Annotated in this window: 22 protein-coding genes; 12 read left to right on the forward strand and 10 right to left on the reverse strand. The window is 70.1% G+C overall.

From position 1 onward, the window contains the following. Positions 1-48: 48 nt before the first annotated feature. Both ASE76_RS17580 and ASE76_RS17585 read right to left on the reverse strand, forming a co-directional pair. The gene (locus ASE76_RS17580) at positions 49-1,404 is read right to left on the reverse strand and encodes an LLM class flavin-dependent oxidoreductase (protein ID WP_055842613.1); all 1,356 of its coding nucleotides are present in this window, start codon (positions 1,402-1,404) and stop codon (positions 49-51) included. 1 nt (position 1,405) lies between these two features. Further along, positions 1,406-2,515 carry an aliphatic sulfonate ABC transporter substrate-binding protein gene (locus ASE76_RS17585; RefSeq protein WP_055842616.1) on the reverse strand — a complete coding sequence of 370 codons (1,110 nt, stop codon included), beginning with the start codon at positions 2,513-2,515 and terminating at the stop codon, positions 1,406-1,408. Positions 2,516-2,774: 259 nt separating this feature from the next. On the opposite strand from ASE76_RS17585, the gene ASE76_RS17590 reads away from it, so the two are divergent. Both ASE76_RS17590 and ASE76_RS17595 read left to right on the forward strand, forming a co-directional pair. Further along, positions 2,775-3,683, forward strand: coding sequence for an NAD(P)-dependent oxidoreductase (locus tag ASE76_RS17590; RefSeq protein ID WP_055843055.1), 909 nt, complete (start codon positions 2,775-2,777; stop codon positions 3,681-3,683). A gap of 237 nt (positions 3,684-3,920) precedes the next feature. Next, the gene (locus ASE76_RS17595) at positions 3,921-4,382 is read left to right on the forward strand and encodes a PA2169 family four-helix-bundle protein (protein ID WP_055842619.1); all 462 of its coding nucleotides are present in this window, start codon (positions 3,921-3,923) and stop codon (positions 4,380-4,382) included. 85 nt (positions 4,383-4,467) lie between these two features. Here the strand turns inward: ASE76_RS17595 and ASE76_RS17600 are convergent, their stop codons facing one another. Further along, positions 4,468-5,256 (reverse strand): hypothetical protein, encoded by a 789-nt coding sequence (locus ASE76_RS17600; protein ID WP_156362867.1) that lies wholly within the window; start codon positions 5,254-5,256, stop codon positions 4,468-4,470. Next, positions 5,253-6,404 carry an alanine racemase gene (gene alr, locus ASE76_RS17605; RefSeq protein WP_055842622.1) on the reverse strand — a complete coding sequence of 384 codons (1,152 nt, stop codon included), beginning with the start codon at positions 6,402-6,404 and terminating at the stop codon, positions 5,253-5,255. Before alr ends, ASE76_RS17600 begins: the two co-directional genes overlap by 4 nt. A 206-nt stretch (positions 6,405-6,610) precedes the next feature. On the opposite strand from alr, the gene lplT reads away from it, so the two are divergent. The 9 genes from lplT to ASE76_RS17650 all read left to right on the forward strand — a co-directional run bounded on the left by lplT (position 6,611) and on the right by ASE76_RS17650 (position 15,693). Next, positions 6,611-7,915 carry a lysophospholipid transporter LplT gene (lplT, locus tag ASE76_RS17610; RefSeq protein ID WP_055842625.1) on the forward strand — a complete coding sequence of 435 codons (1,305 nt, stop codon included), beginning with the start codon at positions 6,611-6,613 and terminating at the stop codon, positions 7,913-7,915. Between the two features lie 234 nt (positions 7,916-8,149). After that, entirely contained in the window at positions 8,150-9,040 is an 891-nt protein-coding gene (locus tag ASE76_RS17615) for a DMT family transporter (protein WP_201781883.1), read from the forward strand. Between the two features lie 71 nt (positions 9,041-9,111). Beyond that, positions 9,112-10,800 carry an alpha,alpha-trehalase TreF gene (treF, locus tag ASE76_RS17620; protein ID WP_055843059.1) on the forward strand — a complete coding sequence of 563 codons (1,689 nt, stop codon included), beginning with the start codon at positions 9,112-9,114 and terminating at the stop codon, positions 10,798-10,800. Positions 10,801-10,833: 33 nt separating this feature from the next. Next, a complete protein-coding gene (locus ASE76_RS17625; protein ID WP_055842630.1) occupies positions 10,834-11,286 on the forward strand; it encodes a hypothetical protein in 453 nt (150 codons plus the stop codon). A 55-nt stretch (positions 11,287-11,341) separates the two neighbouring features. After that, complete coding sequence (locus ASE76_RS17630; protein ID WP_055842635.1) at positions 11,342-12,286, forward strand: branched-chain amino acid transaminase; 945 nt, start codon at positions 11,342-11,344, stop codon at positions 12,284-12,286. A gap of 64 nt (positions 12,287-12,350) precedes the next feature. Next, entirely contained in the window at positions 12,351-12,551 is a 201-nt protein-coding gene (locus ASE76_RS17635; RefSeq protein ID WP_055843061.1) for a zinc-finger domain-containing protein, read from the forward strand. Positions 12,552-12,594: 43 nt separating this feature from the next. Beyond that, positions 12,595-13,431, forward strand: a complete 837-nt coding sequence (locus ASE76_RS17640; RefSeq protein WP_082448696.1) for a glycosyltransferase family 2 protein — start codon at positions 12,595-12,597, stop codon at positions 13,429-13,431. Continuing rightward, complete coding sequence (locus tag ASE76_RS17645; RefSeq protein ID WP_055842638.1) at positions 13,428-14,726, forward strand: O-antigen ligase; 1,299 nt, start codon at positions 13,428-13,430, stop codon at positions 14,724-14,726. The genes ASE76_RS17640 and ASE76_RS17645 overlap by 4 nt, the downstream gene beginning before the upstream one ends. Continuing rightward, positions 14,704-15,693: a glycosyltransferase gene (locus tag ASE76_RS17650; protein ID WP_055842641.1), complete on the forward strand. Its 990-nt coding sequence runs from the start codon at positions 14,704-14,706 to the stop codon at positions 15,691-15,693. Before ASE76_RS17645 ends, ASE76_RS17650 begins: the two co-directional genes overlap by 23 nt. A gap of 462 nt (positions 15,694-16,155) precedes the next feature. On the opposite strand, the gene ASE76_RS17655 is transcribed toward ASE76_RS17650, so the two are convergent. From ASE76_RS17655 to ASE76_RS17680, 6 genes are all read right to left on the reverse strand, one after another. Then, entirely contained in the window at positions 16,156-17,139 is a 984-nt protein-coding gene (locus tag ASE76_RS17655; protein WP_055842643.1) for an IS110 family transposase, read from the reverse strand. A gap of 620 nt (positions 17,140-17,759) precedes the next feature. After that, positions 17,760-18,914 carry a BMP family ABC transporter substrate-binding protein gene (locus ASE76_RS17660; protein ID WP_055842646.1) on the reverse strand — a complete coding sequence of 385 codons (1,155 nt, stop codon included), beginning with the start codon at positions 18,912-18,914 and terminating at the stop codon, positions 17,760-17,762. 91 nt (positions 18,915-19,005) lie between these two features. After that, the gene (locus ASE76_RS17665) at positions 19,006-19,926 is read right to left on the reverse strand and encodes an ABC transporter permease (protein WP_055842649.1); all 921 of its coding nucleotides are present in this window, start codon (positions 19,924-19,926) and stop codon (positions 19,006-19,008) included. A gap of 1 nt (position 19,927) precedes the next feature. After that, complete coding sequence (locus ASE76_RS17670; protein WP_082448697.1) at positions 19,928-21,091, reverse strand: ABC transporter permease; 1,164 nt, start codon at positions 21,089-21,091, stop codon at positions 19,928-19,930. Then, positions 21,085-22,632, reverse strand: coding sequence for an ABC transporter ATP-binding protein (locus ASE76_RS17675; protein ID WP_055842652.1), 1,548 nt, complete (start codon positions 22,630-22,632; stop codon positions 21,085-21,087). Before ASE76_RS17675 ends, ASE76_RS17670 begins: the two co-directional genes overlap by 7 nt. A 103-nt stretch (positions 22,633-22,735) precedes the next feature. Continuing rightward, a complete protein-coding gene (locus ASE76_RS17680) occupies positions 22,736-23,668 on the reverse strand; it encodes a LysR family transcriptional regulator (protein ID WP_082448698.1) in 933 nt (310 codons plus the stop codon). A gap of 152 nt (positions 23,669-23,820) precedes the next feature. Between ASE76_RS17680 and ASE76_RS17685 the strand changes: the two genes are divergently transcribed. Continuing rightward, complete coding sequence (locus ASE76_RS17685; RefSeq protein ID WP_055842656.1) at positions 23,821-24,189, forward strand: hypothetical protein; 369 nt, start codon at positions 23,821-23,823, stop codon at positions 24,187-24,189. Positions 24,190-24,285 lie beyond the last annotated feature (96 nt).

Genomic DNA, 24,285 nt, shown 5'->3' on the forward strand with positions numbered 1-24,285 from the left:
TAGGCGAAAGCATGCGCAGCATGCGAAGCCTGGGGGTGTGCGGAAAGCTCATGCCACGGCCCGCAAGCCATCGGCCGCCACCCGGCGGTGCACCGGCCGCTGCAGGCCCAGGTGTTCGCGCAGCGTGCGGCCGGTGTATTCGGTACGGAACAGGCCGCGGCGCTGCAGCTCGGGCACCACCAGGCGGGTGAAGTCGTCCAGGCCGCCGGGCAGCGTCGGCGGCATGAGGTTGAAGCCGTCGGCCGCGCCGCCCTCGAACCATTCCTGCAGCTGGTCGGCCACCTGCGACGCGGTGCCGCGGATCGACCAGTGGCCGCGCGCGGTGCCGATCCGCTCGTACAGCTGGCGGATCGACAGCCCCTCGTCGTAGCCGAGCTGCGTGACCAGGTGGAACCGGCTCTTCGGCCCGTTGGGCTCGGGGATGCCGCGCGGCAGGGGGCCGTCGACCGGGTAGCCCGACAGGTCGAAGCCGCCGATCACCTGCGACAGCAATTGCACGCCCACCTCGGGATGGATCAGGCCCTGCAGCGCGTCCCATTTCTCCTCTGCCTCGGACGCGGTCTCGCCCACCACCGCGAACACGCCGGGCAGGATCTTCAGTTCGTCCGGGTGGCGGCCGTACTGCTGCAGCCGGCCCTTGATGCCCGCGTAGAAGGCCTGCGCCCCGGCCAGGGACTGCTGCGCGGTGAAGATCACCTCGGCCGTCTGCGCCGCCAGCGCCTGGCCCGGCTCCGACGCGCCCGCCTGCACCACCACCGGCCGGCCCTGCGGCGCCCGTGCGATGTTGAGCGGGCCGCGCACCTGGAAGTGCTTGCCGCGGTGGTTCAGCGGGTGCAGCTGGTCGGCGTCGTAGTAGGTGCCTTCCGCCGCGTCCTGCACGAAGGCGTCGTCCTCCCAGCTGTCCCACAGGCCGTTCACCACCTCGACGAACTCGCGCGCCCGCTCGTAGCGCAGCGCGTGCTCGGGGTGGTGGTCGCGGTTGAAGTTGTGGGCCTCCGATTCGCTCGACGAGGTGACCACGTTCCAGCCCGCGCGCCCGCCGCTCAGGTGGTCGAGCGAGGCGAACTTGCGCGCCACGTGGTAGGGCTCGTTGTAGGTGGTGGAGACGGTCGCGATCAGCCCCAGCCGCTCGGTCACGGCCGAGAGCGCCGACAGCAGCGTCAGCGGCTCGAAGTTGGACACCCGCGCGGTGCGGTGCAGCGTGGCCGAGGTGTCGACGCTGCGGATGCCGACGCTGTCGGCCAGGAACACCGCGTCGAACTTCGCCCGCTCGGCCGTCTGCGCGAAGTGCCGGTACTGCGCGAAGTCGAGCGCCGCATCGCGCGGCACGCCCGGGTCGCGCCATCCGGCGACATGGTGGCCGGTGGCCATGAGGAAGGCGTTGAGGTGGAGTCGGCGTGTCATCTCATGCTCCCAGGGGTTGGCCGTTGGCCTGGTACACCGGCCAGTAGGTCTCGAGCTTCAGGTCCTTGAGCGCCGCGTCGAGGAAGCGGCGGTCGATCCACGGATCGACATCGAACTTGGCGCGGGTCAGCCTGAACTTGTAGGCCTGATCCACCGCGTCCCTGTAGCGGGCCACCAGGAAGGGATCGAACTGCGGGTTGAAGCGCACCCGCAGCGGCTCGCCGGCGTAGTCCTCCTGCCAGACCGGCAGCGGAAAGCCGGTGCGCGCCCAGATGCGGAACACCTCGTCGCGGTTGGCCTCGTCCGATGCCCAGCGCGCCGTCCCCACGATGGCCTTGACCACCCGGCCGGTCGTCTCGGGGTATTTCTGCGCGAAGGCCTCGGTCACCAGCACGTGGCTCTGCCGGGTGAAGATGGCCGAGTCGTTCTTGCTGCTGTAGACGATCTTGGCGGTGCCCTTCTCGCGCAAAGTGATCAGGTCGAGTCCGCCGAAGGCCGCGTCGATGTCGCGGGTGGCCAGCGCGGCCTTGCTGGCGGCGGTGTCGAGGTTCAGGACCCGCACATCCTTCTCGCTCAGGCCGTGGGCCTCCAGCAGCCGGTTGATCGGCAGCTGCGCGTTGGTGCCCTTGAAGATCGCAACCCGCTTGCCGCGCAGGTCCTTCACCGACTGGATCGGCGAATCGGGCGGCGCGGCCAGGTAGATGTTGGAGCGGATGCCGGTCGCGAGGACCAGCTTGGTCTTCAAGCCCGCCGACCTGGCGATGATGGCCGGCAGGTCGCCCTGGAACGCGATGTCGAGCTGCCCGGTGGTGAGGGCCTCGTTGACCGCCGGCCCGGCGCCCTTGAAGAAGAACCATTCGACCTTGGTGTTGTCCCGGGCGAACTCCTCCTCGATCCAGCCCTTGGCGTGCGCGATGGAGATGGAGCTGCCGTAGAAGCCCGGCGGATTGCCGATGGCCGGCTGCGCCACCCCGAGCCGGATGGTGGCGGGCGCCGCGCCGCCGGTGCCGGCGGCCGTCTGCGCGGAGGCGCCGAGGCCGGCCAGGCCCAGGCCTGCGGCGGCGGCGCCGTGCGCTGCGCCGATGACGAGATGGCGTCGTTGAATGTCCATGGCGGGTGTCCTCGCGGGTAGGCCGGGTGCTGCGGCGAAGGCGTCGGCGCTTCGCCGCAGTGCGAGGACGGACTATGGGCAGCGGCCCGGCGTTCTCCAACCAATCAAATGGCAGATGGATGCGCGGAAAGCGCATGAGGGGTGGCGCGCCGTGCGCTCCGGCCGCCGTGCAGGCATCATCTGGCGGGCCGAACCCCGCACCGCCTGCGCCCGGCCGGAGGTGGGCGGCACCCGCCCCACACACCAAGGAGACAAACCCATGAAACCCGCCATCGCCATGGTCGGCATCGGCCTGATGGGCCACGGCATCGCCCGCAACCTCGCCCGCCACGGCTATCCGCTCACCGTGCTGGAGCACGCCGGCAACCAGCCCCTCGACGAGCTGAAGGCCGCCGGCGTGGCCACCGCGTCCGACGCCGCCACCCTCGCGGCCACGGCGCAGGTCGTGGTCCTCTGCGTCACCGGCACGCCGCAGGTCGAGGCCGTCCTGTTCGGCGAGGGCGACGCGCCCGGCGTGCTGCGGAGCCTGCGGCCCGGCACGGTGGTGATCGACTGCTCGACCGCGATCCCGTCGTCCACCGAGCGGGTGGCGCAGGCCGTCGCGGCGGCGGGCGGCCGGTTCCTCGACGCGCCGATGACCCGCACGCCCAAGGAGGCCGCCGAGGGCCGCCTGAACCTGCTGGTGGGCGGCGATGCCGACCTGTTCGCCGAATGCCGGCCGCTGCTGGCCTGCTTCGCCGAGAACATCGTCCACGCCGGCCCGGTGGGCGCGGGCCACCGGATGAAGCTGCTGCACAACTACGTGTCGCTCGGCTTCGTCGCGCTGCTGGCCGAGGCCGCCGCCTGCGCCGCGCGCGGCGGCGTGGCGCCCGAGGTGCTGGTGCAGGTGCTGGCCCAGGGCGGCGGCGGCGGCATGGCACTGGAGCGGCTCAAGCCCTTCCTGCTGGACGGCGATCCGTCGGGGCTGCGCTTCTTCATGGCCAACGCGCAGAAGGACCTGGGCTACTACACCGCGATGGCGGCCGACAGCGGCGCGGCCCGCACCATCGCGGAAGGGGTGTACGACACCTTCGCGCAGGCCGTGTCGCACGGCGATGGCCAAGCACTGGTGCCGGAGCTGGTGGCGCAACTGACCCGCCAGGGCGACGGCGTCATGCGCGTGGCTTAGCTATTGTTTTGATAGCTACTGGTCGGCTCGCAGCGCCGGCTGCGGCTATCGAACGCTCCGAACCACGGTGGGGCGGCCCTGTCCGGCACGGCTGCCGGACAGGCGTCGGCTTCTCCTACATCCCATCGGTACGGAGGCCCACAGCCGGGCCGGCGCATGCGACCAAGATAGGTGTTTCTCGCTGCAGCCATCGACACGATGCTGCATATACCGACAAACATCCAAGGAGTGATACACATGGCAGCAGACCGCGACGACGTGATCGACGTTCTCAACAACCTCATCGAAACCTCGCACGACGGCGAGTACGGTTTCAAGCAACTGGCCGAGAACGCCAAGTCGCCTGCACTCAAGCAGAACTTCCTGGCCCGTGCCGACGAGTGCCGCGGCGCCGTTGCCGAACTGCGCAACGAAGTGGTCGCCCAGGGCGGCAAGCCCGACGAAGGCGGCACGGCCGGCGGTGCGCTGCACCGTGGCTGGGTCGCCGTGCGCAGTACGCTGACCACCTCGACCGACCAGGTGCTGCTGGACGAAGCCGAGCGCGGCGAGGACACCGCCCTGGCCCAGTACCGCAAGGCCGCCAAGGAAGACCTGCCCGCCAGCGTGCGCGCACTGGTCGAGCGCCAGCTGCAAGGCGTGCAGCGCAACCACGACCAGATCAAGGCCCTGCGCGACCAGCGCAAGGCACTGGAGCACTGATCCGCCCGGCGCCGCGGGCGCCGGCCGATCGATGAGGAAATGCCGGCATATGCCGGCATTTTTGCGTCTGGATGGCTGCCGCCTGTCAGCGTGCCTTCAGCAGCCGCACCGCATGCGGAAGCGAGCGGGCCTCGGGCACCAGCGCATCCAGCACCGCGCCCAGCAGGCCGGCGCACAGCACCGCGCCGAGCAACGGCTTCCAGGTGAACCGCACGATGGCCGGCAGCCAGCCGGCGCGCACCACCCGGGCGGCGGTGCCCGCGGTGACGACGGCGAAGGCCAGCTCGACCGCCACCGCCAGCAGCGCTTCGAACCCGAAATACAGCCACAGCAGCGACCCCACGCTGAAGAACACGCCGCAGCCCACCAGGAACAGCAGCACCACCGGCACCGCGACGATCGCACCCTCCTCGGCACTGGCGGCCGCGCCGATCGCCTCGCCAGCCCAGTCGCCTGCCGCGCCCACGGATTCCGGCAGATCGGCGAAATCGCCATGGGCACCGCCGCCGCCGTAGTCGCCCCCGCCGCCGCTGCGCACCGTGGGCGATGCCGAACCGCTGCGCTCCGGCAGCAGGTCGGGCAGGTCGGTGATGCCCGGGTCCTCGATGCGCGTGTCGCTGCGGACCAGCCGCGCGGCCCAGAACCGCAGCACCAGCAGGTAGACGCAGTAGCCCACGCCCAGCGCGACCAGCCAGCGCACCGCCATCGACCCGACCCCCGCCACGATCAGGGCATGGGTGGTGCCCCAGGTGCAGCCGAGCGTGACCAGGCCGATGCCGAAGCCGTGCATCCGCAGCCAGTAGCGGCGGTGCAGGTCCTGCTCGAACCGGCTCTGCCAGAGCCGCATCGAGCGCCAGTCGGAGAGGTTCTTCACCGGCCGGGGGCGCCCGTCGGCGCGGCGCTGCCCGAGCTGTCGTGGTCGGCCACCATCCGCACCCGCTGCGTCACCGCGGTCATCAGCTCCCAGCTGACGGTGCCGGCGGCATGGGCCACTTCGTCGATCGGCAGCACCGCACCGTTGCCGGCGCGGCCCCACAGGGTGACCTCGGTGCCGAAGCCGGCGTCGGGCACCGGCGTCAGGTCGATCGCCACCATGTCCATGCTGACCCGGCCGACCAGCCGGGTGCGGACCCCGTCGACCAGCACCGGCGTGCCGGTGTCGCAGTGGCGCGGGTAGCCGTCGGCATAGCCGCAGGCGGCGATGCCGATGCGCATCGGGCCGTCGGCGACGAAGCGGGAGCCGTAGCCCACCGTGTCGCCCGCGGCGAGTTGCTGCACGCCGATCAGCCGGGTCGACAGGGTCATGGTCGGCTGCAGGTCCCAGTGGGCGATGTCGTGCTCGGGGAAGTCGGGCGCGCTGCCGTAGAGGGCGATGCCGGGGCGCACCCAGTCGCCGCGGACCGCGACACCGTAGCGGGCGTCGTCCACATGGCGGAGCAGGGCGGCGCTGTTGCTCACGCTGCGCTCGCCCGGCAGGTCGGCGGTCACTTGCTGGAAGGCGTCCATCTGCCGGGCGACGCCGGCCGGGCCGTCGGCGTCGCTGAAATGGGTCATCAGCGAGATTTCGTCGACCTGGGTCAGCGCGCCCAGCCGGGTCCAGGCGGTGCGCAGCCGCTGCGGCGGGAAGCCGAGCCGGTTCATGCCGCTGTTCATCTTCAGGAACACCCGGTGCGGCTGCTGCGTCTTGTGGGTGGCGAGCATGTCGATCTGCTCGTCGCAGTGCACCGTGTGCCACAGGCCGAGGCGCGAGCACAGCTCCAGGTCGCGCAGCTCGAACACGCCTTCCAGCAGCAGGATCGGCCCGCGCCAGCCCAGTGCGCGCACCCGCTCGGCCTCGGCCAGGTCGAGCATCGCGAAGCCGTCGGCACCGCGCAGGCCCTCGAACGCCCGCTCGATGCCGTGGCCGTAGGCGTTGGCCTTGACGACGGCCCACAGCCGCGACTCGGGAGCCGCACGGCGCGCGCGTTCCAGGTTGTGGCGCAAAGCCTCGGTATGCACGGTGGCGAGGATCGGACGTGGCATGGCAGGCGCGGCAGTGAAAACCCGCATTCTGGCAGCGTCGGCGCAGGTGCTGCCGGCGTGTCGGACAAGCGCGCGGATGGCCGACCGTGCCACCCCGAAACCGCCGAATCGGCGAAGGGACGCATGCTATAACCCGCCTTCCCCTCGTCGCCCGTAGACCTGCTACCCCTTTTTGCCGGACCCCACGCCGGCCTGTCAGCCACCCGATGAAGCGCGGTTTCTACACGATCATGTCGGCCCAGTTCTTTTCGTCGCTGGCCGACAACGCGCTTTTCGTAGCGGCGGTGGAACTGCTCCGCACCGGCGGCGCACCCGAGTGGCAGCGCGCCGCGCTGGTGCCGATGTTCGCGCTGTTCTACGTGGTGCTGGCCCCGTTCGTGGGCGCCTTCGCCGACGCCAGGCCCAAGGGCACGGTGATGTTCTACAGCAATGCGATCAAGGTGGTGGGCTGCCTGATGATGCTGTTCGGCGCGCATCCGCTGGCCGCCTACGCGATCGTCGGCCTGGGCGCGGCGGCCTATTCGCCCGCCAAGTACGGCATCCTGACCGAGCTGCTGCCCGCATCGCAGCTGGTCAAGGCCAACGGCTGGATCGAGGGGCTCACCATCTCCTCGATCATCCTGGGCGTGCTGCTCGGCGGGCAGCTGGTGGGCCGGCACCTGTCGGGCATGCTGCTCTCGTTCGACTTCCCGTTCATCGACACCAGCGTCGACACCGCGCCCGAGGCGGCGATCTTCCTGCTGATCTTCATCTACGCGATCGCCGCCTGGTTCAACACCCGCATCCCGCACACCGGCGTCGAGATGCGGCCGCTGTGCAAGGACCCGCAGCGCGGCATGCTGCGCAACACGCTGGAGCTGCTGCCCGATTTCTGGAGCTGCAACTCGCGCCTGTGGCGCGACCGGCTGGGCCAGATATCGCTCTCCACCACCACGCTGTTCTGGGGCGTCTCGGGCAACCTGCGCTACATCGTGCTGGCCTGGAGCGCCGCGGCCCTCGGCTACAGCACCACCCAGGCGTCCTCGCTGGTGGGCGTGGTGGCCATCGGCACCGCCGTGGGCGCGGTGCTCGCGTCGATGCGGATGCGGCTCGACATGGCGCCGCGGGTGATGCCGCTCGGCATCGGCATGGGCCTGCTGGTGATCGGCATGAACTTCATCGACAACGTCTGGGTCGCCGCGCCGTTCCTGATCCTGCTGGGCGGCATCGGCGGCTTCCTGGTGGTGCCGATGAACGCGCTGCTGCAGCACCGGGGCCACAACCTGATGGGCGCGGGCCGCTCGATCGCGGTGCAGAACTTCAACGAGCAGGCCTGCATCCTGGGGCTGGGCGCGATGTACAGCGTATCGACCAAGTTCGGCGTGTCGGCCTTCGGCGCGATCACCGGCTTCGGCGTCGTGGTGGCCGGCGCGATGTGGGCGATCCAGCGCTGGCATGCCCACAACCTGGTCGCCCACAAGGACGAGGTGGAGCACCTGATGGCGATCGCCCGCCACGACGACCACCACTGAGGTGGGTCGGTGGCTGCTGCGCGGCCGCAGGGCGGCGTCGCGGGGCCCGGCGGGGTGTCCTCAGGTAGCGCTGCTACGCTCCGGTACCCCGCCACCCGCGCCTTGCCCTGCAGCCGCTCGCTACGCCCTTGAGGGTGGTGGGGGCCGCGGCGGCTGTTGATTCAAACCTAGGCGCACTTGGCGGCGGATGTCGCCTCAGGGGCGCTGCACCTCGATCTCCTGCTTCGTTCTTTCATGCCTTCTTCCGTCTTGCCCGCCCTCGCGCTGGTGCTCAATGCCTTCGTCTGGGGATGCGCCTGGTGGCCGTTCCGGCACCTGGAGGCGCACGGGGTGCATCCGCTGTGGGCGACGGCGGCGATCTATGCCTTTGCGCTGGCGTGCCTGCTGGCATGGCGTCCGCAGGCCTGGCGGGCGCTGCGGGAGCATCCGGGGCTGTGGCTGCTGGCGGGTGCGGCGGGGCTCACCAACATCTGCTTCAACTGGGGCGTGACCCAGGGCGACGTGGTGCGGGTGGTGATGCTGTTCTACCTGATGCCCGTCTGGACGGTGGTGCTGGCGTGGCCGCTGCTGGGCGAGCGGCCGCGGCCGACGGCGCTGCTGCGGATGGCGCTGGCGGTGGCCGGCGTGGTGACGATCCTGAAGGTGCCGGGCGCCGACTGGCCGGTGCCGGGCAGCCTGCCCGACTGGCTCGGCCTGGCGGGCGGCTTCTGCTTCTCGCTCACCAACATCCTGCTGCGGCGGCTGCGCGGGGTGCCGGGCACCGGCCGCACGCTGGCGATGTTCGGCGGCGGCTTCGCGACCGCGGGGGCGCTGGCCCTGGCCGGGCTGGCGGCGGGTGCGGTGCCGGCGCCGCCCGCGCCCGGCATGGCCTGGGTGGCGACCGCGCTGGTGCTGGCGCTGTGCTTTCTGGTGGGCAACGTGGCGCTGCAGTACGGTGCGGCCCGGCTCACCGCGCAGGGCACGTCGCTGGTGATGCTGTCGGAGGTGGTGTTCGCCAGCGTGTCCTCGGTGGCGCTGGGCGCTTCGGCCATGGCGCCGCGGATCGCGGTGGGCGGTGCGATGGTGGTGGCGGCGGCCGTGTGGTCGGCCTGGGCGCCGCGCCGGGACGGCCACGGCGGCGGCTGACGCGCAGTCCGCGGTACCGGCCGCACGCATCTCGAAACGCGGGATCGGGCATGGCTGCGGACAATGCGCCGATGCTGCGTTCCTCCTTTTCCGACCCCGTGCCGCTGGTGGCGACCGCGCCCGGCGCAGCCGATGCGCCCGATGCCGCACGGCGCCAGGCCGCCGCCGCCCAGGCCCCGGCACACGACACCCTGTCGCCGGCGGACCGCTACGAGGAGCTGTTCCTCGCGGTGCAGAAGGCGCGTGTCTTCGCCGACAGCAAGGTCTTCGTCGACTGCGCGCCCCGCCATGCGCCGGCCGACATCCTGCGCGACTACCGGGCGCAGCAGGCGCAGCCGGGCTTCGACCTGCATGCCTTCGTGCATGCGCATTTCGAGGTGCAGCCGGCCACCGACAGCCACTACGTCTCGGTCCTCGGCCAGCCGCTGGTGGACCATATCGACGCGCTGTGGCCGGTGCTCACGCGGCACCCGGCGGCGCATCCGCCGCAATCGTCCCTGCTGCAGCTGCCGCACCCGTATGTGGTGCCGGGCGGGCGGTTCGCCGAGCTGTACTACTGGGACTCGTACTTCACGATGCTCGGCATGGCCGACAGCGGGCAGGCGGCGCTGGTGCATGCGATGACCGACAACTTCGCCTACCTGATCGACACCTACGGCTTCGTGCCCAACGGCACCCGCAGCTACTACCTGAGCCGTTCGCAGCCGCCGGTCTTCGCGCTGATGGTGGAGCTGTGCGAGGCCTGCGGCGGCCCGGCCGCTGCCAACTACCTGCCCCAGCTGCGCAAGGAACACGCCTGGTGGATGGCGGGCGCCGACAGCATCGCACCGGGCGAGGCGGGACAGCACGTGGTGCGCCTGCCCGACGACACCCTGCTCAACCGCTACTGGGATGCCCGCGAAACCCCGCGCGAGGAGTCGTATGCCGAGGACGTGGAAACGGCGGCCCAGCAGGCCGGCCGGCGCCCGGCGCCCGCGGTGTACCGCGACCTGCGGGCGGCGGCCGAATCGGGCTGGGACTTCAGCAGCCGCTGGCTCTGCGACCCGCAGGACATGGCCAAGCCGTCGCTGCGCCTGTGCGAGATCCGCACCACCGCCATCCTGCCGGTGGATTTGAACGCCTTCCTCTACCGGCTGGAGGCCACCATCGCCCGGCTGGCCCGCACCACCGGCGACGCGGCCACCGCAAGCAAGTTCGACCAACAGGCCGAGGCGCGCCGCGCGGCGGTGCAGCGGCTGATGTGGAACGCGGAGGAGGGCGCCTTCTTCGATTACGACTGGGAGCATCGCCGGCTGCGCCACGCCCTCAGCGCCGCCACGGTGGTGCCGCTCTTCGCCGGCCTGGCCGCGCAGGCGCAGGCCGATGCATTGGCCGCCACCGTGCACGCCCGGCTGCTCGCCCCCGGCGGCCTGGCCACCAGCGAGACCGAGAGCCACGAGCAGTGGGACCGCCCCAACGGATGGGCGCCGCTGCAGTGGATGGCGATCCGCGGGCTGGCCGACTACGGCCACACGGCCCTGGCCGGCACCATCGCCCACCGCTGGCTCGACAGCGTCGGCGCCGTCTACGCCCGGGAAGGCAAGCTGGTCGAGAAGTACGCGATGCGCGACACCGGCGACGGCACTGCGGCCGCGGGTGGCGACGGTGGCGAGTATCCGCTGCAGGACGGCTTCGGCTGGACCAACGGCGTCACCCGCCGTTTGCTGCACGGCTGCCCCGGGCATCCGGCGCACGGCGCGTGCCACCGGCCGGGCGCCTGAATCCCGCTGTCGGCGCCCTGCGAAAATGCCCGGATGAACAAGCTCTTCAAAGTGATCGTCCCCGTCGGCTGCCTGGTGCTGCTGGTCGCGGCCTTCAATATCTACGGCTGGCGCGGCGTGGCGGTGGTGGGCGGCGGCATCACGATGTGGCTGCTGATGCACTTCACCCGGATGATGACGGTGCTCAAGCGCGCCTCCGACCGGCCGGTGGGCTACGTGGGCAGCGCGGTGATGCTCAACGCCAAGCTCAAGCCGCAGTCGACCCTGCTCCACGTGATGGCGCTCACCCGGGCCCTCGGCGAGCAGCGCAGCCCGGTCGGCGAGCAGCCCGAGGTCTACCGCTGGACCGACGGCACCCAGTCGTACGTGGACTGCACTTTCGACGGCGGCCGCCTGGTCCGCTGGCAGCTCACCCGGCCCGCGCCGGAGCCCGACGAAGGCGCGACCGCCCGTGTCGCCGGTGCCCCGACGGCCGGCACGCCTTAAAATCCCGGGTTTCCCCGACCACGATCCTTTTTCCGGATACCCAAGGACACCCCGCATGAGCCTCGTCCCCCCCGCGCCCTCCCTGTCCGACCGCGACGGCAAGATCTGGATGGACGGCCAGCTCGTCGACTGGCGCGACGCCAAGATCCACGTCCTGACCCACACCCTGCACTACGGCTGCGGCGTCTTCGAAGGCGTGCGCGCCTACGAGACGGTGGACGGCACCGCGATCTTCCGGCTGCAGGAGCACACCGAGCGCCTGTTCAACAGCGCCAAGATCCTGCGGATGAAGCTGCCCTTCACCCAGGACGAGATCAACGAGGCCCACCGTACCGTGGTGCGCGAGAACCAGCTGGCCTCGTGCTACCTGCGGCCGCTGGCCTGGATCGGTTCCGAGAAGCTGGGCGTCAGCCCCCGTGGCAACACCATCCACGCGATGGTCGCCGCCTGGTCCTGGGGCGCCTACCTGGGCGACGAGGGCATGAAGCGCGGCATCCGCGTCAAGACCTCGAGCTACACCCGCCACCACGTCAACATCACGATGACGCAGGCCAAGGCGGTCAGCAACTACACCAACTCGATCCTCGCCAACATGGAGGCGCTCGACGACGGCTACGACGAGGCTCTGCTGCTCGACGCCTCGGGCTTCGTATCGGAAGGCGCGGGCGAGAACGTGTTCGTGGTCAAGGGCGGCGTGGTCTACACCCCCGACCTGTCCGCCGGCGCCCTGAACGGCATCACCCGCAACACCATCCTGCACATCTGCAAGGACCTCGGCATCGAGCTGGTGCAGAAGCGCATTACACGCGACGAGGTCTACATCGCCGACGAGGCCTTCTTCACCGGCACCGCCGCCGAAGTCACCCCGATCCGCGAACTCGACCGCATCGAGATCGGCCAGGGCTCGCGCGGCCCGGTCACCGAGAAGATCCAGTCGGCGTTCTTCGACATCGTCAACGGACGCAATCCCAAGTACGCCCACTGGCTCACCAAGGTCTGACGCGATGACTGCCCCTTCCCATCCCTCCCACCCTTCCAACTTGGCCGCGTCGGTGAAGCGCCCGGTGGTCGTGGTCGAACTCGTGGCGGCCGACCTCAACGCCAACGGCGGCGTCTTCTGCCCGAGCCCGAAGGCCGACATGAAACTCTGGAACACCCATCCCAAGGTGTACCTGGACGTGGCGCACTCCGGCGAAGCCAAGTGCCCGTACTGCGGCACGGTCTACCGCCTGCGGGCGGGCGAAACGGTGCGTGCCGGCCACTGAGCCGCGCGCGCCGACCGTCTTCCGCTTCCCGGGCCCTCTTCTCTTGCAACCCCTACACGGCGACCGCGCAGGCGGCGTTGACCGGCCGACGGCCGCTGCGCGCACGCCCACGCTGTCGGTCGCGGTCCTCACCCGCAACGAAGCCCATCGGATCCGCGAATGCCTGGACAGCGCGGCGCCGATCGCGCACGAACTGGTCGTGGTCGACAGCGGCAGCACCGACGGCACCATGGCCGTGGCCGAGGCCGCCGGCGCGCGGGTGTTCTCCCATCCCGACTGGCAGGGCTTCGCGGTGCAGCGCAACCGGCTGCTGGCGCACTGCACCGGCGACTACGTGTTCTTCCTCGATGCCGACGAACAGATGACGCCCGCGCTGCGCGACGAGCTGCAGGCCATCGTGCAGAGCGGCGCCCGCGGCGTCTGGAAGATCCGCTGGCGCATGGTCGCCTTCGGCCGGCCGCTCACCTGGTACCGCGCGCAGTCGCAGATCGAGCGCCTGTTCCCGCGGGAGCTACTGCGCGAATTCACCGGCGTGGTCCACGAAGAGGCGCAGTTGCGGGGCGAGCCCCTGCCGCGCCACCTGGTGCGCGCGCCGCTGCTGCACCATTCCCGCGAGACTGTGCGCGGAAGCCTGGAAAAGCTCACCCAGTACGCGATGCTGGGCGCGGCCAAGCGTGCCGCGCTGGGCAAGCGCGGCGGCGTGCTGCGGGGCCTGGCCTCGGGCCTGAGCATGTTCTTCCGGCTGTACCTGCTGCGGCTCGGTTTTCTCTGCGGCGGCGCCGGCTTCCTGTACTGCCTGTTCGTCGCGCTGGAGAGCTTCTTCCGCTACGCCGCGCTGTCCTACGACCGCGCGCACCTCACCGGACAGGTCGTCCGATGAGGTTGGAGCGTTACGCGGTGCCGCTGGTGTCGGCGGCGGCCTTTCTCGTCCCCGGGCTGGCCCTGTGGCTGCCGTCGGGCTACTCCATGGGCGCGGCGATGCTGCTGCTCGGCGCGCTGGTGCTGCTGCCGCTCGGCGACCGGCGCATCCGGCCGCTGGAGGGCTCCGGCTGGCTGGCGCTCTCGATCGTGGCGATGGCGTTCTTCTGGCTGCTGGATTCGCGCTCGGGCCGGACCGACTGGGGCGGCTTCGACCGGCCCACCAAGTACATGATCGCGCTGCCCTGCCTGCTGCTGGTCCATGTCTATGCGCCGCGGGTCAGGCCGTTCTTCTGGGGCATCGCGATCGGCGCCGTCGGCAGCGGCGGCATCGCGCTCTACCAGCGCGCCGTCCAGCACCTGCCGCGGGCGATGGGCTACACCAACGCGATCCAGTTCGGCGACCTGGCGCTGCTGCTGGGGCTGATGTGCCTCACCCTGTTCGCTGTGCGGCCGCCCGGTTTCGCACGGCACTGGCAGCGCGCGGTGCTGCTGCTGGGGGCCTTGCTGGGCGGGCTGGCGTCGGTGCTGTCGGAGACGCGCGGCGGCTGGCTGGCGCTGGCGGTGGTGCTGCCGGTGCTGGTGGTGCTGCTCTGGTGCCACCTGCCGCACAAGCAGATGCTGCGGGTGCTGGCGGCGGCCGTGCTCGGCATCGGCCTGCTCGGCCTGACCCAGCCGCACATGATCGACCACCGCCTGGAAAAGGCCCGCACCGAGCTGCAGCAGTACGAGAAGGGCGACCAGGAGGTCACCTCCGTCGGCCAGCGGCTGTCGCACTGGAAGCTGGCCTGGCAGATGGGCTGGGACCGGCCCCTGACCGGCTGGACGCAGAACGGCTACGAGGTCGAGAAGGCCCGCCGCGTGCACGCCGGCCTGGCCCACCCCAGCGTGCTGAGCTTCAGCCATGCGCACAACGAGGTGCTCGACATCTTCGCCAAGCGCGGCCTGCCCGGCGTGGCGGCGCTGCTGTTCTTCTACGCGGTGCCGCTGTGGCTGTTCTGGCCGCGCCGACGGCTGCGCAACTGTCCCGACCCCGATCCGACCGCCCTGGCGCTGCGGGTGGTGGGCGTGCTGGTCCCCGTCTGCTGCATCGCCTTCGGGCTGACCCAGGTGTTCATGGCGCACAACAGCGGCAACATGTGCTACCTGTTCTTCAACCTGCTGGTCTACGGCTGCCTGCGCGGCCACGAGGCACGCACCGCCGCCGCACTGCCCGCCACCGGAGCCACCGCCGATGCATGTCCTGCTCGTCAATAACTCGCCGATCCCGGTGTTCGCCTACGGCGGCACCGAGCGCGTCATCTGGGACCTGGGCCGGGCGCTGGTGCAGCGCGGACACCGGGTCAGCTACCTGGTGCCGGCGGGCTCGCACTGCGACTTCGCGACCCATGTGCTGCCGATCGACACCGAGCGGCCCTGGGCCGAGCAGGTGCCGGCGGACGTCGACATCGTCCACTTCCAGTTCCACCCCAAGTTCGCATCCGAAGACGCGCTGGGCCGGCCCTACCTGGTGACCGAGCACGGCAATGCCCGCAAGGCCCGGCCGCTGCCGCTCAACACCGTCTTCCTCTCGCGCGACCATGCGGCGCGCTACGGCTCCACCCGCTACGTGCACAACGGCCTCGACTGGTCGGCCTACGGGCCGGTCGATTTCGAGCGGCCGCGCGGGTACTACCACTTCCTCGGCAAGGCGGCGTGGCGGGTCAAGAACGTCGCCGGCGCGATCCAGGTGGCGCAGAAGGCCGGCGTGCTGCTGGACGTGCTGGGCGGCGACCGGCTCAACTGGAAACGCGGCTTTCGCTATACCTTCTCGCGCCGCATCCGCTTCCACGGCATGGTGGGCGGCGAGACCAAGAACGCGCTGCTCAACGGCTCGCGCGGGATGGTCTTCCCGGTGCGCTGGCACGAGCCTTTCGGCTTGGCGATCATCGAGAGCCTGTACTTCGGCTGCCCGGTCTTCGCGACGCCCTACGGCGCCCTGCCCGAGCTGGTGCCGCACGACTGCGGCGTGCTGGCCGACAACGCCGACGCCCTGGCCGAGGCGGTGCGCGCCAACCGCTTCGATCCGCGCCGCTGCCACGACCATGTCGTCCGACACTTCGGCGCCGACCGCATGGCCGCCGACTACCTGCAGGTCTACGAGCAGGTGCTCGCCGGCGAGAAGCTGCACGACACGCAGCCGGTGATCCAGGGGCAGGCGCGGGAACTGGCCTGGCGCAACTGACGGGCATGGGATCGGGATTGCCCCTTGGCATCCGTGTGCGCTGGTCGGGGCTTTTCGAGGTAAATAGTGGCTGTGGTCGGCGTCGTTCGCTGGCTTCTAGCTATTGTTTTTGTAGCGATCGACTGGGTTTTGAGGTTGTGGGGTTTGTTGGCGCGGTGGAAGGTTGGAGTGGGCCGGGCTCGCGCCGACGGCGTGCTCTGCTCCGCGACTGTCCCCCGGCCTGCGGCCTCCTCCTCGATGTCGCTGCGCAGAGCACGCCATCGTCACGATCCCTCTCGGGTGCTTGATCGACGGTGATCAGGCGGTTGCTTGCGATGGGCACGGCTTCCTTCGCTGGACGTCGAAGCACACAGGGTGCCAGCGAAGAGCGCTAGTCGCTGATCCGACCCGCACGCCGCGACGCTTCCAGGGTCGGGAGCGTCGGGTGACCCCSGCAGCGAAATTAAGACACCGTTGTCCGCGTCAAGCCTTTTGTTGCGCAGACAGGTGCTGTGCGTCGAAAGGCTTGCCCGAACGCAGCACACCGTAGGCGATCGCCAGCAGCTTGTGCATGCAGRCCACCACGATCACCTTGCCCGGCTTGTTCTGCGCCGCCAGCTTCTTCCAGAACGCAGCCACCAGCGGGTTGTAGCGGCCCGCCACCATCGCCGGGAAGTACAACGCCCGCTTGAGCTCCTGGTGCCCCATCGGGTGCGTACCTCTGCGCTGGTCGAGCGAGGTGCCCGACTGGCGTATGAGTGGCGCCAGGCTCGCATAGGCGATCAGGGCCTTGACCGAGTGAAAGCGCTCGGGCCGCCCGATGTAGGCCAGCAGCTGCGGGATGGTCCGCTCGCCCAGGCCCGGGATGCTCTGCAGCAGATCGTTGCGGCCCTTCAGGTCCGGGTCGTCGTCGATGGTGCGCCGGATCTGCGCCTTGACTGCTGCGATCGCCTCGTCCAGGTCCGCGACCACCCGGCGGATCGAGTCGGCCACCGAGTCGTGCGCGACCTCGCGCCGGTTGCACTCGGCCTGGCGCATGGCCTGCAGGGTATCGAGGCGTGCCACCAGGGCCTGCAGCGCGCGCAGGCCCTTCGAGGGCGCCTCCCAGCGCGAGGGCTTGTGCAGCCTGCAGAACTGCGCGATGCACTTGGCGTCGCCGCCGTCGGTCTTGTGGCGCAGCCCCGAGGCTTCGGCAAAGCGCTTGACCAGCAGCGGGTTGACCACCGACACGGCCAGTCCCTCGTCGTGCAGGAAGCAGGCGAGCGCCTCGTGGTAGCTGCCGGTGGACTCCATGCAGATGTGCACCGCGTCGAGCGCGCCGTCCACCAGGTCCCGCAGCCATTCGAGCAGGGATGCGAAGCCCCGGGCGTCGTTGGGAAACACCTTGGACTTGAATTTATCGTTGGCAGACAGCAGCGCCAGGTCGAGCTTGGCCTTGCTGACGTCGACTCCCAGATGGAAAACCATGAGGCAACTCCTTGCCACAGAAGACGCTTGATTCGACCTGCGCACCCTAATACGCGGGGTCGCTGCCGCCGGGGCCAGAAGACCCGACGGCAGCGCCCCAAGACACCGTTCGCGCTACAGCGTCGAAACCGTCCAGTGTCCCAGTCTTAATTGCGGGCTCCGAGTCCCAAGGGGGAGAACGGGGTCATCCGGACGGGCTCCCTTCAGCGCGGCAGGAGCGAGGGGGATCGTATTAGGAGGAGCCGAAGGCGGGGGACATTCGCGGAGGGGGTCACCCGGNCGGGGTCATCCGGACGGGCTCCCTTCAGCGCGGCAGGAGCGAGGGGGATCGTATTAGGAGGAGCCGAAGGCGGGGGACATTCGCGGAGGGGGTCACCCGACGCTCCCGGCTAGGGCACCACGGTAGTACCGCTTTGCACAAGCAACTCGGCATCCACTCCCCTGAGCACTTTTCCACTCACAACACTCGATTGCTATCAATTAAATAGCTACCAGCCGGCGCACCACGCCGGCTAGAGCCACTTTCCGCTCTCAAAAAACACAAAAGCCGCACAAGGCGGCTTTCGAAGCAGTGGATGCAGAGGGCCGGCACCAGGCACAGCCCTGCAATACACGGCACCTCAGTTCGGCACGGTCCCTTCCACGCCCTTCACATAGAACTTCACCCCGCCCAAGAACGCGTCGTCCGCCACCTTGTCGGCAGCCAGTTGTTCCTTGCCGGTGTTGTCGACCATCGGGCCCTTCCAGATGCTGAAGCTGCCGTCCTTCAGGCCGGCCTTGATCTGCTCGACCTTGGCCTTGGTTTCGGCGGGCACGTCTTCGGCGATGGAGACCATGTCGATCGCGCCTTCCTTCACGCCCCACCAGCTCTTGCCGGTTGTCCAGGTGCCGTCCAGGGCGTCCTTGGTGGCCTTGATGTAGTACGGGCCCCAGTTGATCACGGCCGAGCCCAGGTGGGCCTTGGGGCCGTAGGCGGTCATGTCGCTGTCCCAGCCGAAGGCGCGCTTGCCCTTCTCTTGCGCGGTCTTTAGCACGGCGGGCGAATCGGTGTTCTGAAACAGGATGTCGGCGCCGCCGTTGATCAGCGAGGTGGCGGCTTCGGTTTCCTTGGGCGGGCTGAACCATTCGTTGACCCAGACCACCTTGGTGCTGATCTTCGGGTTAACCGACTGGGCACCCAGCGTGAAGCTGTTGATGTTGCGGATCACCTCGGGGATCGGCACCGACCCGACCACGCCCAGGACGTTCGACTTGGTCATGGCACCGGCGATCACGCCGGCCATGTAGGCGCCTTCGTAGGTGCGGCTGTCGTAGGTGCGGACGTTCTCGGCGGTCTTGTAGCCGGTGGCGTGCTCGAACTTCACGTCCTTGAAATCGGGGGCGATCTTCTGGATCGTCTCCATGTAGCCGAAGGTGGTGCCGAAGATCAGCTTGTTGCCCTGGCTGGCCATGTCGCGCAGCACCCGCTCGGCGTCGGCCGACTCGGGCACGCTTTCGACGAAGCTGGTCACCACCTTGTCGCCGAATTCCTTCTCGATCGCCTTGCGGCCGTTGTCGTGTGCGAACGACCAGCCGCCGTCGCCCACCGGGCCGACATAGGCGAAGGCGATCTTCAGCGGGCCGGTGGCGGCGGCGGGCGCAGCGGCAGCCGGTGCCGGCGTGGTGGCGGCCACCGGTGCCGGCTCTTCCTTCTTGCCGCAGCCCACCAGGGCCGCGGAGGCCACGGCCGTCAGGGCGGCCACGCGCAGGAGGGATCGTTTGGTCAGGTCGGTCATGGCGTTTCTTCTCTCTCTCGGGTTGCTAAAAAAAGGGTGGTCGGAAAGCGGGGGACGGGCGGCGATGCGGCCGGTACGGGGCCGCGCCGCATCATGACCCAGGATAGAAGGGTTTCCCCAGCGAGGCCGGCATGTTGACGCGGATCCAGGCCGGGTTGCGCGAGATCAGGGCCAGCACCACGATGGTCGCCAGGTAGGGCAGCATGCTGAGCAGCTGGCTCGGCACCGCCACGCCGACGGCCTGCAAATGGAACTGCAGCATCGTCACCCCGCCGAACAGGTACGCACCCAGCAATACCCGTGCCGGACGCCAGGTGGCGAAGGTGGTGAGCGCCAGCGCGATCCAGCCCCGGCCGGCGACCATGCCCTCGACCCAGAGCGGCGTGTAGACGGTCGAGATGTAGGCACCCGCCAGCCCGCAGAGCGCGCCGCCGGCCACCACCGCGGCCAGCCGGATGCGCCGCACCGGGTAGCCCAGCGCATGCGCCGATTCGGGCGATTCGCCCACCGAGCGCAGCACCAGCCCGGCACGCGAGCGGTACAGGAACCAGACCAAGCCGGCGGTCAGCAGCATCGCGCCGTACACCAGCGGATGGTGGCGGAACAGCGCCGGCCCCAGCACCGGGATGTCGCCCAGCAAAGGCACCACGAAGCGGGTGCTCTCGGGCAGCTTGGCCTGCACATAGGAGATGCCGACGAAGGCCGAAAATCCGGTCCCGAACAGTGACAGCGCCAGCCCGGTCGCGTACTGGTTGGTGTTGAGCCAGATCACCAGCACGCCGAACACCGCCGCCAGCGCCGCGCCCGCCGCCATGCCGGCGGCGAAGCCCAGCGTGTGGCTACCGGTGTGCACCGTGGTGGCGAACCCGGCGATGGCGGCGCAGAGCATCATGCCCTCGGCGCCCAGGTTGACGATGCCGGCCTTCTCGTTGATCAACAGGCCCAGCGCGGCCAGCGCCAGCACGGTACCGGCCGACAGCGTCGCCGCGAAAAGCAGTGCGTAGGATTCCATCTCAGCCCTTCACGTCCGCAGAGGGGTGTGCCAGCGGCCCCGCGGAGCCGGCTTCGCCGGGCCGCCGGGGCGCCCCGGAGGGGGGTGGGCGAAGACGCGCAGCGCGCAGCCGGGGGGCGAATGTGATCCTGTAGGCGATCAAGGTGTCGCAGGCCAGGAGCGTGAAGAGCAGCAGACCCTGGAACACGCCGGTCAAGGATTTGGGTAGCCCCAGGCGCGACTGCGCCAGCTCCCCGCCGATGTAGAACATGCTCATCAGCACGGCCGACAGCACCATGCCCACCGGATGCAGCCGCCCGACAAAGGCGACGATGATCGCGGCGAAGCCGTAGCCCGCCGGGATGTACGGCGTGAGCTGGCCCACCGGCCCCGCCACCTCCAGCGCCCCGGCCAACCCGGCCGCGCCGCCCGAGACCAGCAGCGCGATCCACAGCGCCTTGCGCGACGAGAAACCCGCATACCGGGCCGCGGCCGGCGCCAGCCCGCCCACCTGCTGGGCGAAACCGGCCTTGGTGCGGAACAGGAAGATCCACAGCGCCGCCGCCCCGGCCAGCGCGATCAGCAGGCCGATACCCATGCGCGAGCCCTGCATCAGCCGCGGGATCTGCGTCACCGCGTCGAAGGTCTTGGTCTGCGGGAAGTTGTAGCCGGCCGGATCCTTCCACGGCCCGTAGACCAGATAGCCCAGCACCAGCACGCCGACGTAGACCAGCATGAGGCTGACCAGGATCTCGTTGGCGTTGAACCTGTCGCGCAGCAGCGCCACCAGCGCCGCCCAGGCCATGCCGCCCGCCACGCCGGCCAGCAGGATCGCCGGCACGATCCAGGGGCCGGTGGTCTTGTCGGCCATCAGCGCCACGCCGCCTGCGGCCACCGCGCCGATCACGAACTGGCCTTCGGCGCCGATGTTCCAGACGTTGGAGCGGAAGCACACCGCCAGGCCCAGCGCGATCAGCAGCAGCGGCGTGGCCTTGACCATCAGCTCGCCCAGCGCGTAGGTCGACTTGATCGGCTCCCAGAAAAACACCTGCAGCCCGCGCACCGGGTCCTTGCCCAGCGCGCTGAACAGCAGCACGCCGATCACCACGGTGATGGCCAGCGCCAGCAGCGGCGAGGCGTAGCTCCAGTGCTTCGACGGCTGCGGGCGGGGTTCGAGCTTCAGCATGCTGCGGCCTCCTGCGCGGCAATGGCGGCGGGCGCATCCCACAGCCCGCTCATCCAGGCGCCGATCTGCTCCACCGTGGCGTCGGCCCGCGCCACCGAGGGCGACAGCCGCCCCTTGGCCATGACGTGCAGCCGGTCGCTCAGCTCGAACAGTTCGTCCAGCTCTTCGCTGACCACCAGCACCGCGCAGCCGGCGTCGCGCAACGCCAGGATCGCGCCGCGGATCTGGGCGGCGGCGCCCACGTCGACGCCCCAGGTGGGCTGGGACACGATGAGCAGCCGGGGCTTGGCATCGATCTCGCGGCCGACGATGAATTTCTGCAGGTTGCCGCCCGAGAGCGACCGCGCCGCCGCATGCGGCCCGCCGGCCTTGACGTTGAAACGGGCGATGATGTCCTTGGCCTGCTTTTCCAACGCGCCCAGCTTCAGCCATCCGCCGGCGCCCACCGCGTCGCGGCGGGTCAGCAGCAGGTTGTGCGCCAGGCCCAGCGTGGGCACCGCGCCGCGGCCCAGCCGCTCTTCCGGCACGAAGTGCAGGCCCAGCGCCCGCCGCGCGCCGGGCGACAGCCGTCCGGCCGGCTGGCCCGCCACCTCGACCGCGCCGGGCGCGGCCCGGGTGTCCTCGCCCGACAGTGCATAGAGCAGTTCGCGCTGCCCGTTGCCCGAGACGCCGGCGATGCCGACCACCTCGCCGGCCCGCACCTCCAGCCGCACCCCTTCCAGATCGGTGCCGAAGGGCGATTCGCGCTCCAGCGTCAGGCCCTGCACCCGTAGTACCGCGGCGCCGGCGGCGGAGGCGCGGTGCTGCAGCGCCGGCGGCTCGGCGCCGATCATGAGCCGCGAGAGCGAGGCGTTGGTTTCTTCCGCCGGGTTGCAGACGCCCGTCACCTTGCCGCCGCGCAGCACGGTGCAGGCGGTGCACAGGGCGCGGATCTCGTGCAGTTTGTGGCTGATGTAGAGGATGCTGCAGCCCTCGCGGGCCAGCTGCTTCAGCACCACGAAGAGCTTCTCGACCGCCTGCGGCGTCAGCACCGAGGTGGGCTCGTCCAGGATCAGCAGCTTCGGGTCGGTCAGCAGCGCGCGGATGATCTCGACCCGCTGCATCTCGCCGACCGACAGGGTGTGCACCGGGCGGGTCGGGTCGATGTCGAGCCCGTACTCCGCGGCCTTGGCGGTGATGCGGCGGGACACTTCCGCCAGTGAAAGCGATTTCTCCAGCCCCAGCCAGACGTTCTCGGCCACCGTCAGCGTGTCGAACAGGCTGAAGTGCTGGAACACCATCGCGATGCCCAGGGCCCGCGCCTCCTGCGGGTTCTTGACCTGCACCGGCTTGCCGTCGAACAGCACGCCGCCCTCGTCGGGCTTGACCGATCCGTAGATCACCTTCATCAGCGTCGACTTGCCGGCGCCGTTCTCGCCCAGCACCGCATGGGTTTCGCCGGGCTGCACCACCAGCGATACGCCGCTGTTGGCGACGACCGCCGGGTAGCGTTTGGTGATGCCGGTCAGCTGCAGGCGCGGCGGGGAGGCTGTGGGTGTCATGCCGGGATTGTCGCTTTTCGTGTCGTGGGGTCCGCCGGTCGGCGCGAATTCGCCGTCTCGGATAAAAAAAGGGCTGGGGCCGAAGCCTGTCGCCGGCCTCCAGCTATTCTTTTCGTAGCGTCGCCGCCACCGACTTCACCCGCTCCCGCAGCCAGGCGGCGGACGCCGAGGCATGGGTGCGCGCATGCCAGAGCTGGTAGTACATCAGCCGGGGAAACGCGATCGGCGGCGGCAGGATCGCCAGCGGCGCGGTGCCCAGGAAACGCTCGCAGTACTGGCGGCCGGTGGTCAGCACCAGCAAGCTCTGCGCCACCATCGCCGGGATCAGGCCGAAGTGGGCGCAGCGGGCGGTGATGTTGCGCTGCAGGCCCAGGGAGTCGAGGTGGTCGTCGATCACGCCGCGGGCGCCGGGGTGGGTGGGCGTGGGGGCGACGTGCTCGGCATCCAGCCAGGCGGCGGCGTCCCAGCCGCGGCGCACCGCCGGGTGGTCGGCGCGCACCAGGCAGACCACCTCGTCGCCGAAGAGCCGGCCCATGTGCAGGTCCTCGGGCGGCGCGCCCCAGTTGCCGATCACCACGTCGATGTCGCCCTGCGCCAGGTGGGCGTGGTAGTGCGCATCGGCCGAGAGCGGGTGGATCTCGATGTGGCAGAGCGGCGCCTGCGCCTTGATCTGCGCCACCAGCTGGGGCAGGAAGAGCGGGTCGAGGTAGTCGCTGGCGGCGACGCGGAAGGTGGTGGTGGCCGTCTGCGGATCGAAGCCGCGGGCGTCGGTGAACAGCACCTCGGCCGCGCGCAGGATGCGGGCCGACGGCTCCAGCATCCGCTGGCCGGCGTCGGTCGGCACCATGCCGGCGCCCGAGCGCACCAGCAGCGGATCGCCCGCCAGGTCGCGCAGCCGCTTCAGCGCGGCCGACACCGCCGGCTGGTGCATGCCCAGCCGCACGGCGGCCCTCGATACGCTGCGTTCCATCAACACGGTATGCAAGACCCTTATGAGATGGAGGTCGATCTTGTCGAAAAGGGCTTGGTCTCTCATAGCAGGGGCTGCATGCGGGTCATATGCGATCGCGTATGCCTGCGACCGCCGCCGTGCCGCAGGACTTTCGTACCGCTGCAAACGGAGCGCCGACTGTACCGCGCAGGCGGCCCGCACCGGCAGGCCCGCGTCGCCGGTGCATCATGCCCACCATGCAACTGATCTACCTCGATTTCGACTACAGCGAAGACGACGAGGGCACCGGCCTGTTCGACGCGCTGGCCACGGTGAACGGCGCCCGCTGGCCCGCCCTGCAGGCCGAGGCCGCCGCGGTGCTGGCCTGGGCGCAGGCCCACTTCCCCGACGGCTTAGCCGCGGTGGAAGACGGCGGCAGCTGGAGCTACGACCTGCACGCCCGCCAGGAGCTGACCGTGCCGGTGGCCGTGCGTTTCGACCCCGAGCAGGGCACGCTGGAAACGCACCCCGGCACGCCCGACGCACCGCGCCACACGCTCGGCCTGTCGATCAGCGGCACGGCCGCTTTCTGCGCGGCGCTGCGGGAGGCGTTCGGGCTGGAATGACGGCTGCCGCGCCCGGTACCGGCGCGGCCGATACGCGGTATATGCCCGGGCTTATGCGACGTCGGCCACCGTCGCCTAACCTCCGCACTGGCCTTC

Origin of the sequence: Xylophilus sp. Leaf220 (genome assembly GCF_001421705.1) — a bacterium.
In the GTDB taxonomy this organism is placed as follows: Bacteria; Pseudomonadota; Gammaproteobacteria; order Burkholderiales; family Burkholderiaceae_C; genus Xylophilus.

Bases quoted from the DNA above. Each gene is read 5' to 3' on its own strand.
- ASE76_RS17680 (WP_082448698.1), bottom strand. From the start codon at position 23,668: ATGAGAGACCAAGCCCTTTTCGACAAGATCGACCTCCATCTCATAAGG.
- lplT (WP_055842625.1), top strand. From the start codon at position 6,611: ATGAAGCGCGGTTTCTACACGATCATGTCGGCCCAGTTCTTTTCGTCG.
- ASE76_RS17580 (WP_055842613.1), bottom strand. From the start codon at position 1,404: ATGACACGCCGACTCCACCTCAACGCCTTCCTCATGGCCACCGGCCAC.
- ASE76_RS17585 (WP_055842616.1), bottom strand. From the start codon at position 2,515: ATGGACATTCAACGACGCCATCTCGTCATCGGCGCAGCGCACGGCGCC.
- ASE76_RS17660 (WP_055842646.1), bottom strand. From the start codon at position 18,914: ATGACCGACCTGACCAAACGATCCCTCCTGCGCGTGGCCGCCCTGACG.
- ASE76_RS17630 (WP_055842635.1), top strand. From the start codon at position 11,342: ATGAGCCTCGTCCCCCCCGCGCCCTCCCTGTCCGACCGCGACGGCAAG.
- ASE76_RS17595 (WP_055842619.1), top strand. From the start codon at position 3,921: ATGGCAGCAGACCGCGACGACGTGATCGACGTTCTCAACAACCTCATC.
- ASE76_RS17650 (WP_055842641.1), top strand. From the start codon at position 14,704: ATGCATGTCCTGCTCGTCAATAACTCGCCGATCCCGGTGTTCGCCTAC.
- treF (WP_055843059.1), top strand. From the start codon at position 9,112: ATGCTGCGTTCCTCCTTTTCCGACCCCGTGCCGCTGGTGGCGACCGCG.
- ASE76_RS17675 (WP_055842652.1), bottom strand. From the start codon at position 22,632: ATGACACCCACAGCCTCCCCGCCGCGCCTGCAGCTGACCGGCATCACC.
- ASE76_RS17685 (WP_055842656.1), top strand. From the start codon at position 23,821: ATGCAACTGATCTACCTCGATTTCGACTACAGCGAAGACGACGAGGGC.
- ASE76_RS17590 (WP_055843055.1), top strand. From the start codon at position 2,775: ATGAAACCCGCCATCGCCATGGTCGGCATCGGCCTGATGGGCCACGGC.
- ASE76_RS17615 (WP_201781883.1), top strand. From the start codon at position 8,150: ATGCCTTCTTCCGTCTTGCCCGCCCTCGCGCTGGTGCTCAATGCCTTC.
- ASE76_RS17665 (WP_055842649.1), bottom strand. From the start codon at position 19,926: ATGGAATCCTACGCACTGCTTTTCGCGGCGACGCTGTCGGCCGGTACC.
- ASE76_RS17670 (WP_082448697.1), bottom strand. From the start codon at position 21,091: ATGCTGAAGCTCGAACCCCGCCCGCAGCCGTCGAAGCACTGGAGCTAC.
- ASE76_RS17625 (WP_055842630.1), top strand. From the start codon at position 10,834: ATGAACAAGCTCTTCAAAGTGATCGTCCCCGTCGGCTGCCTGGTGCTG.
- ASE76_RS17645 (WP_055842638.1), top strand. From the start codon at position 13,428: ATGAGGTTGGAGCGTTACGCGGTGCCGCTGGTGTCGGCGGCGGCCTTT.
- alr (WP_055842622.1), bottom strand. From the start codon at position 6,404: ATGCCACGTCCGATCCTCGCCACCGTGCATACCGAGGCTTTGCGCCAC.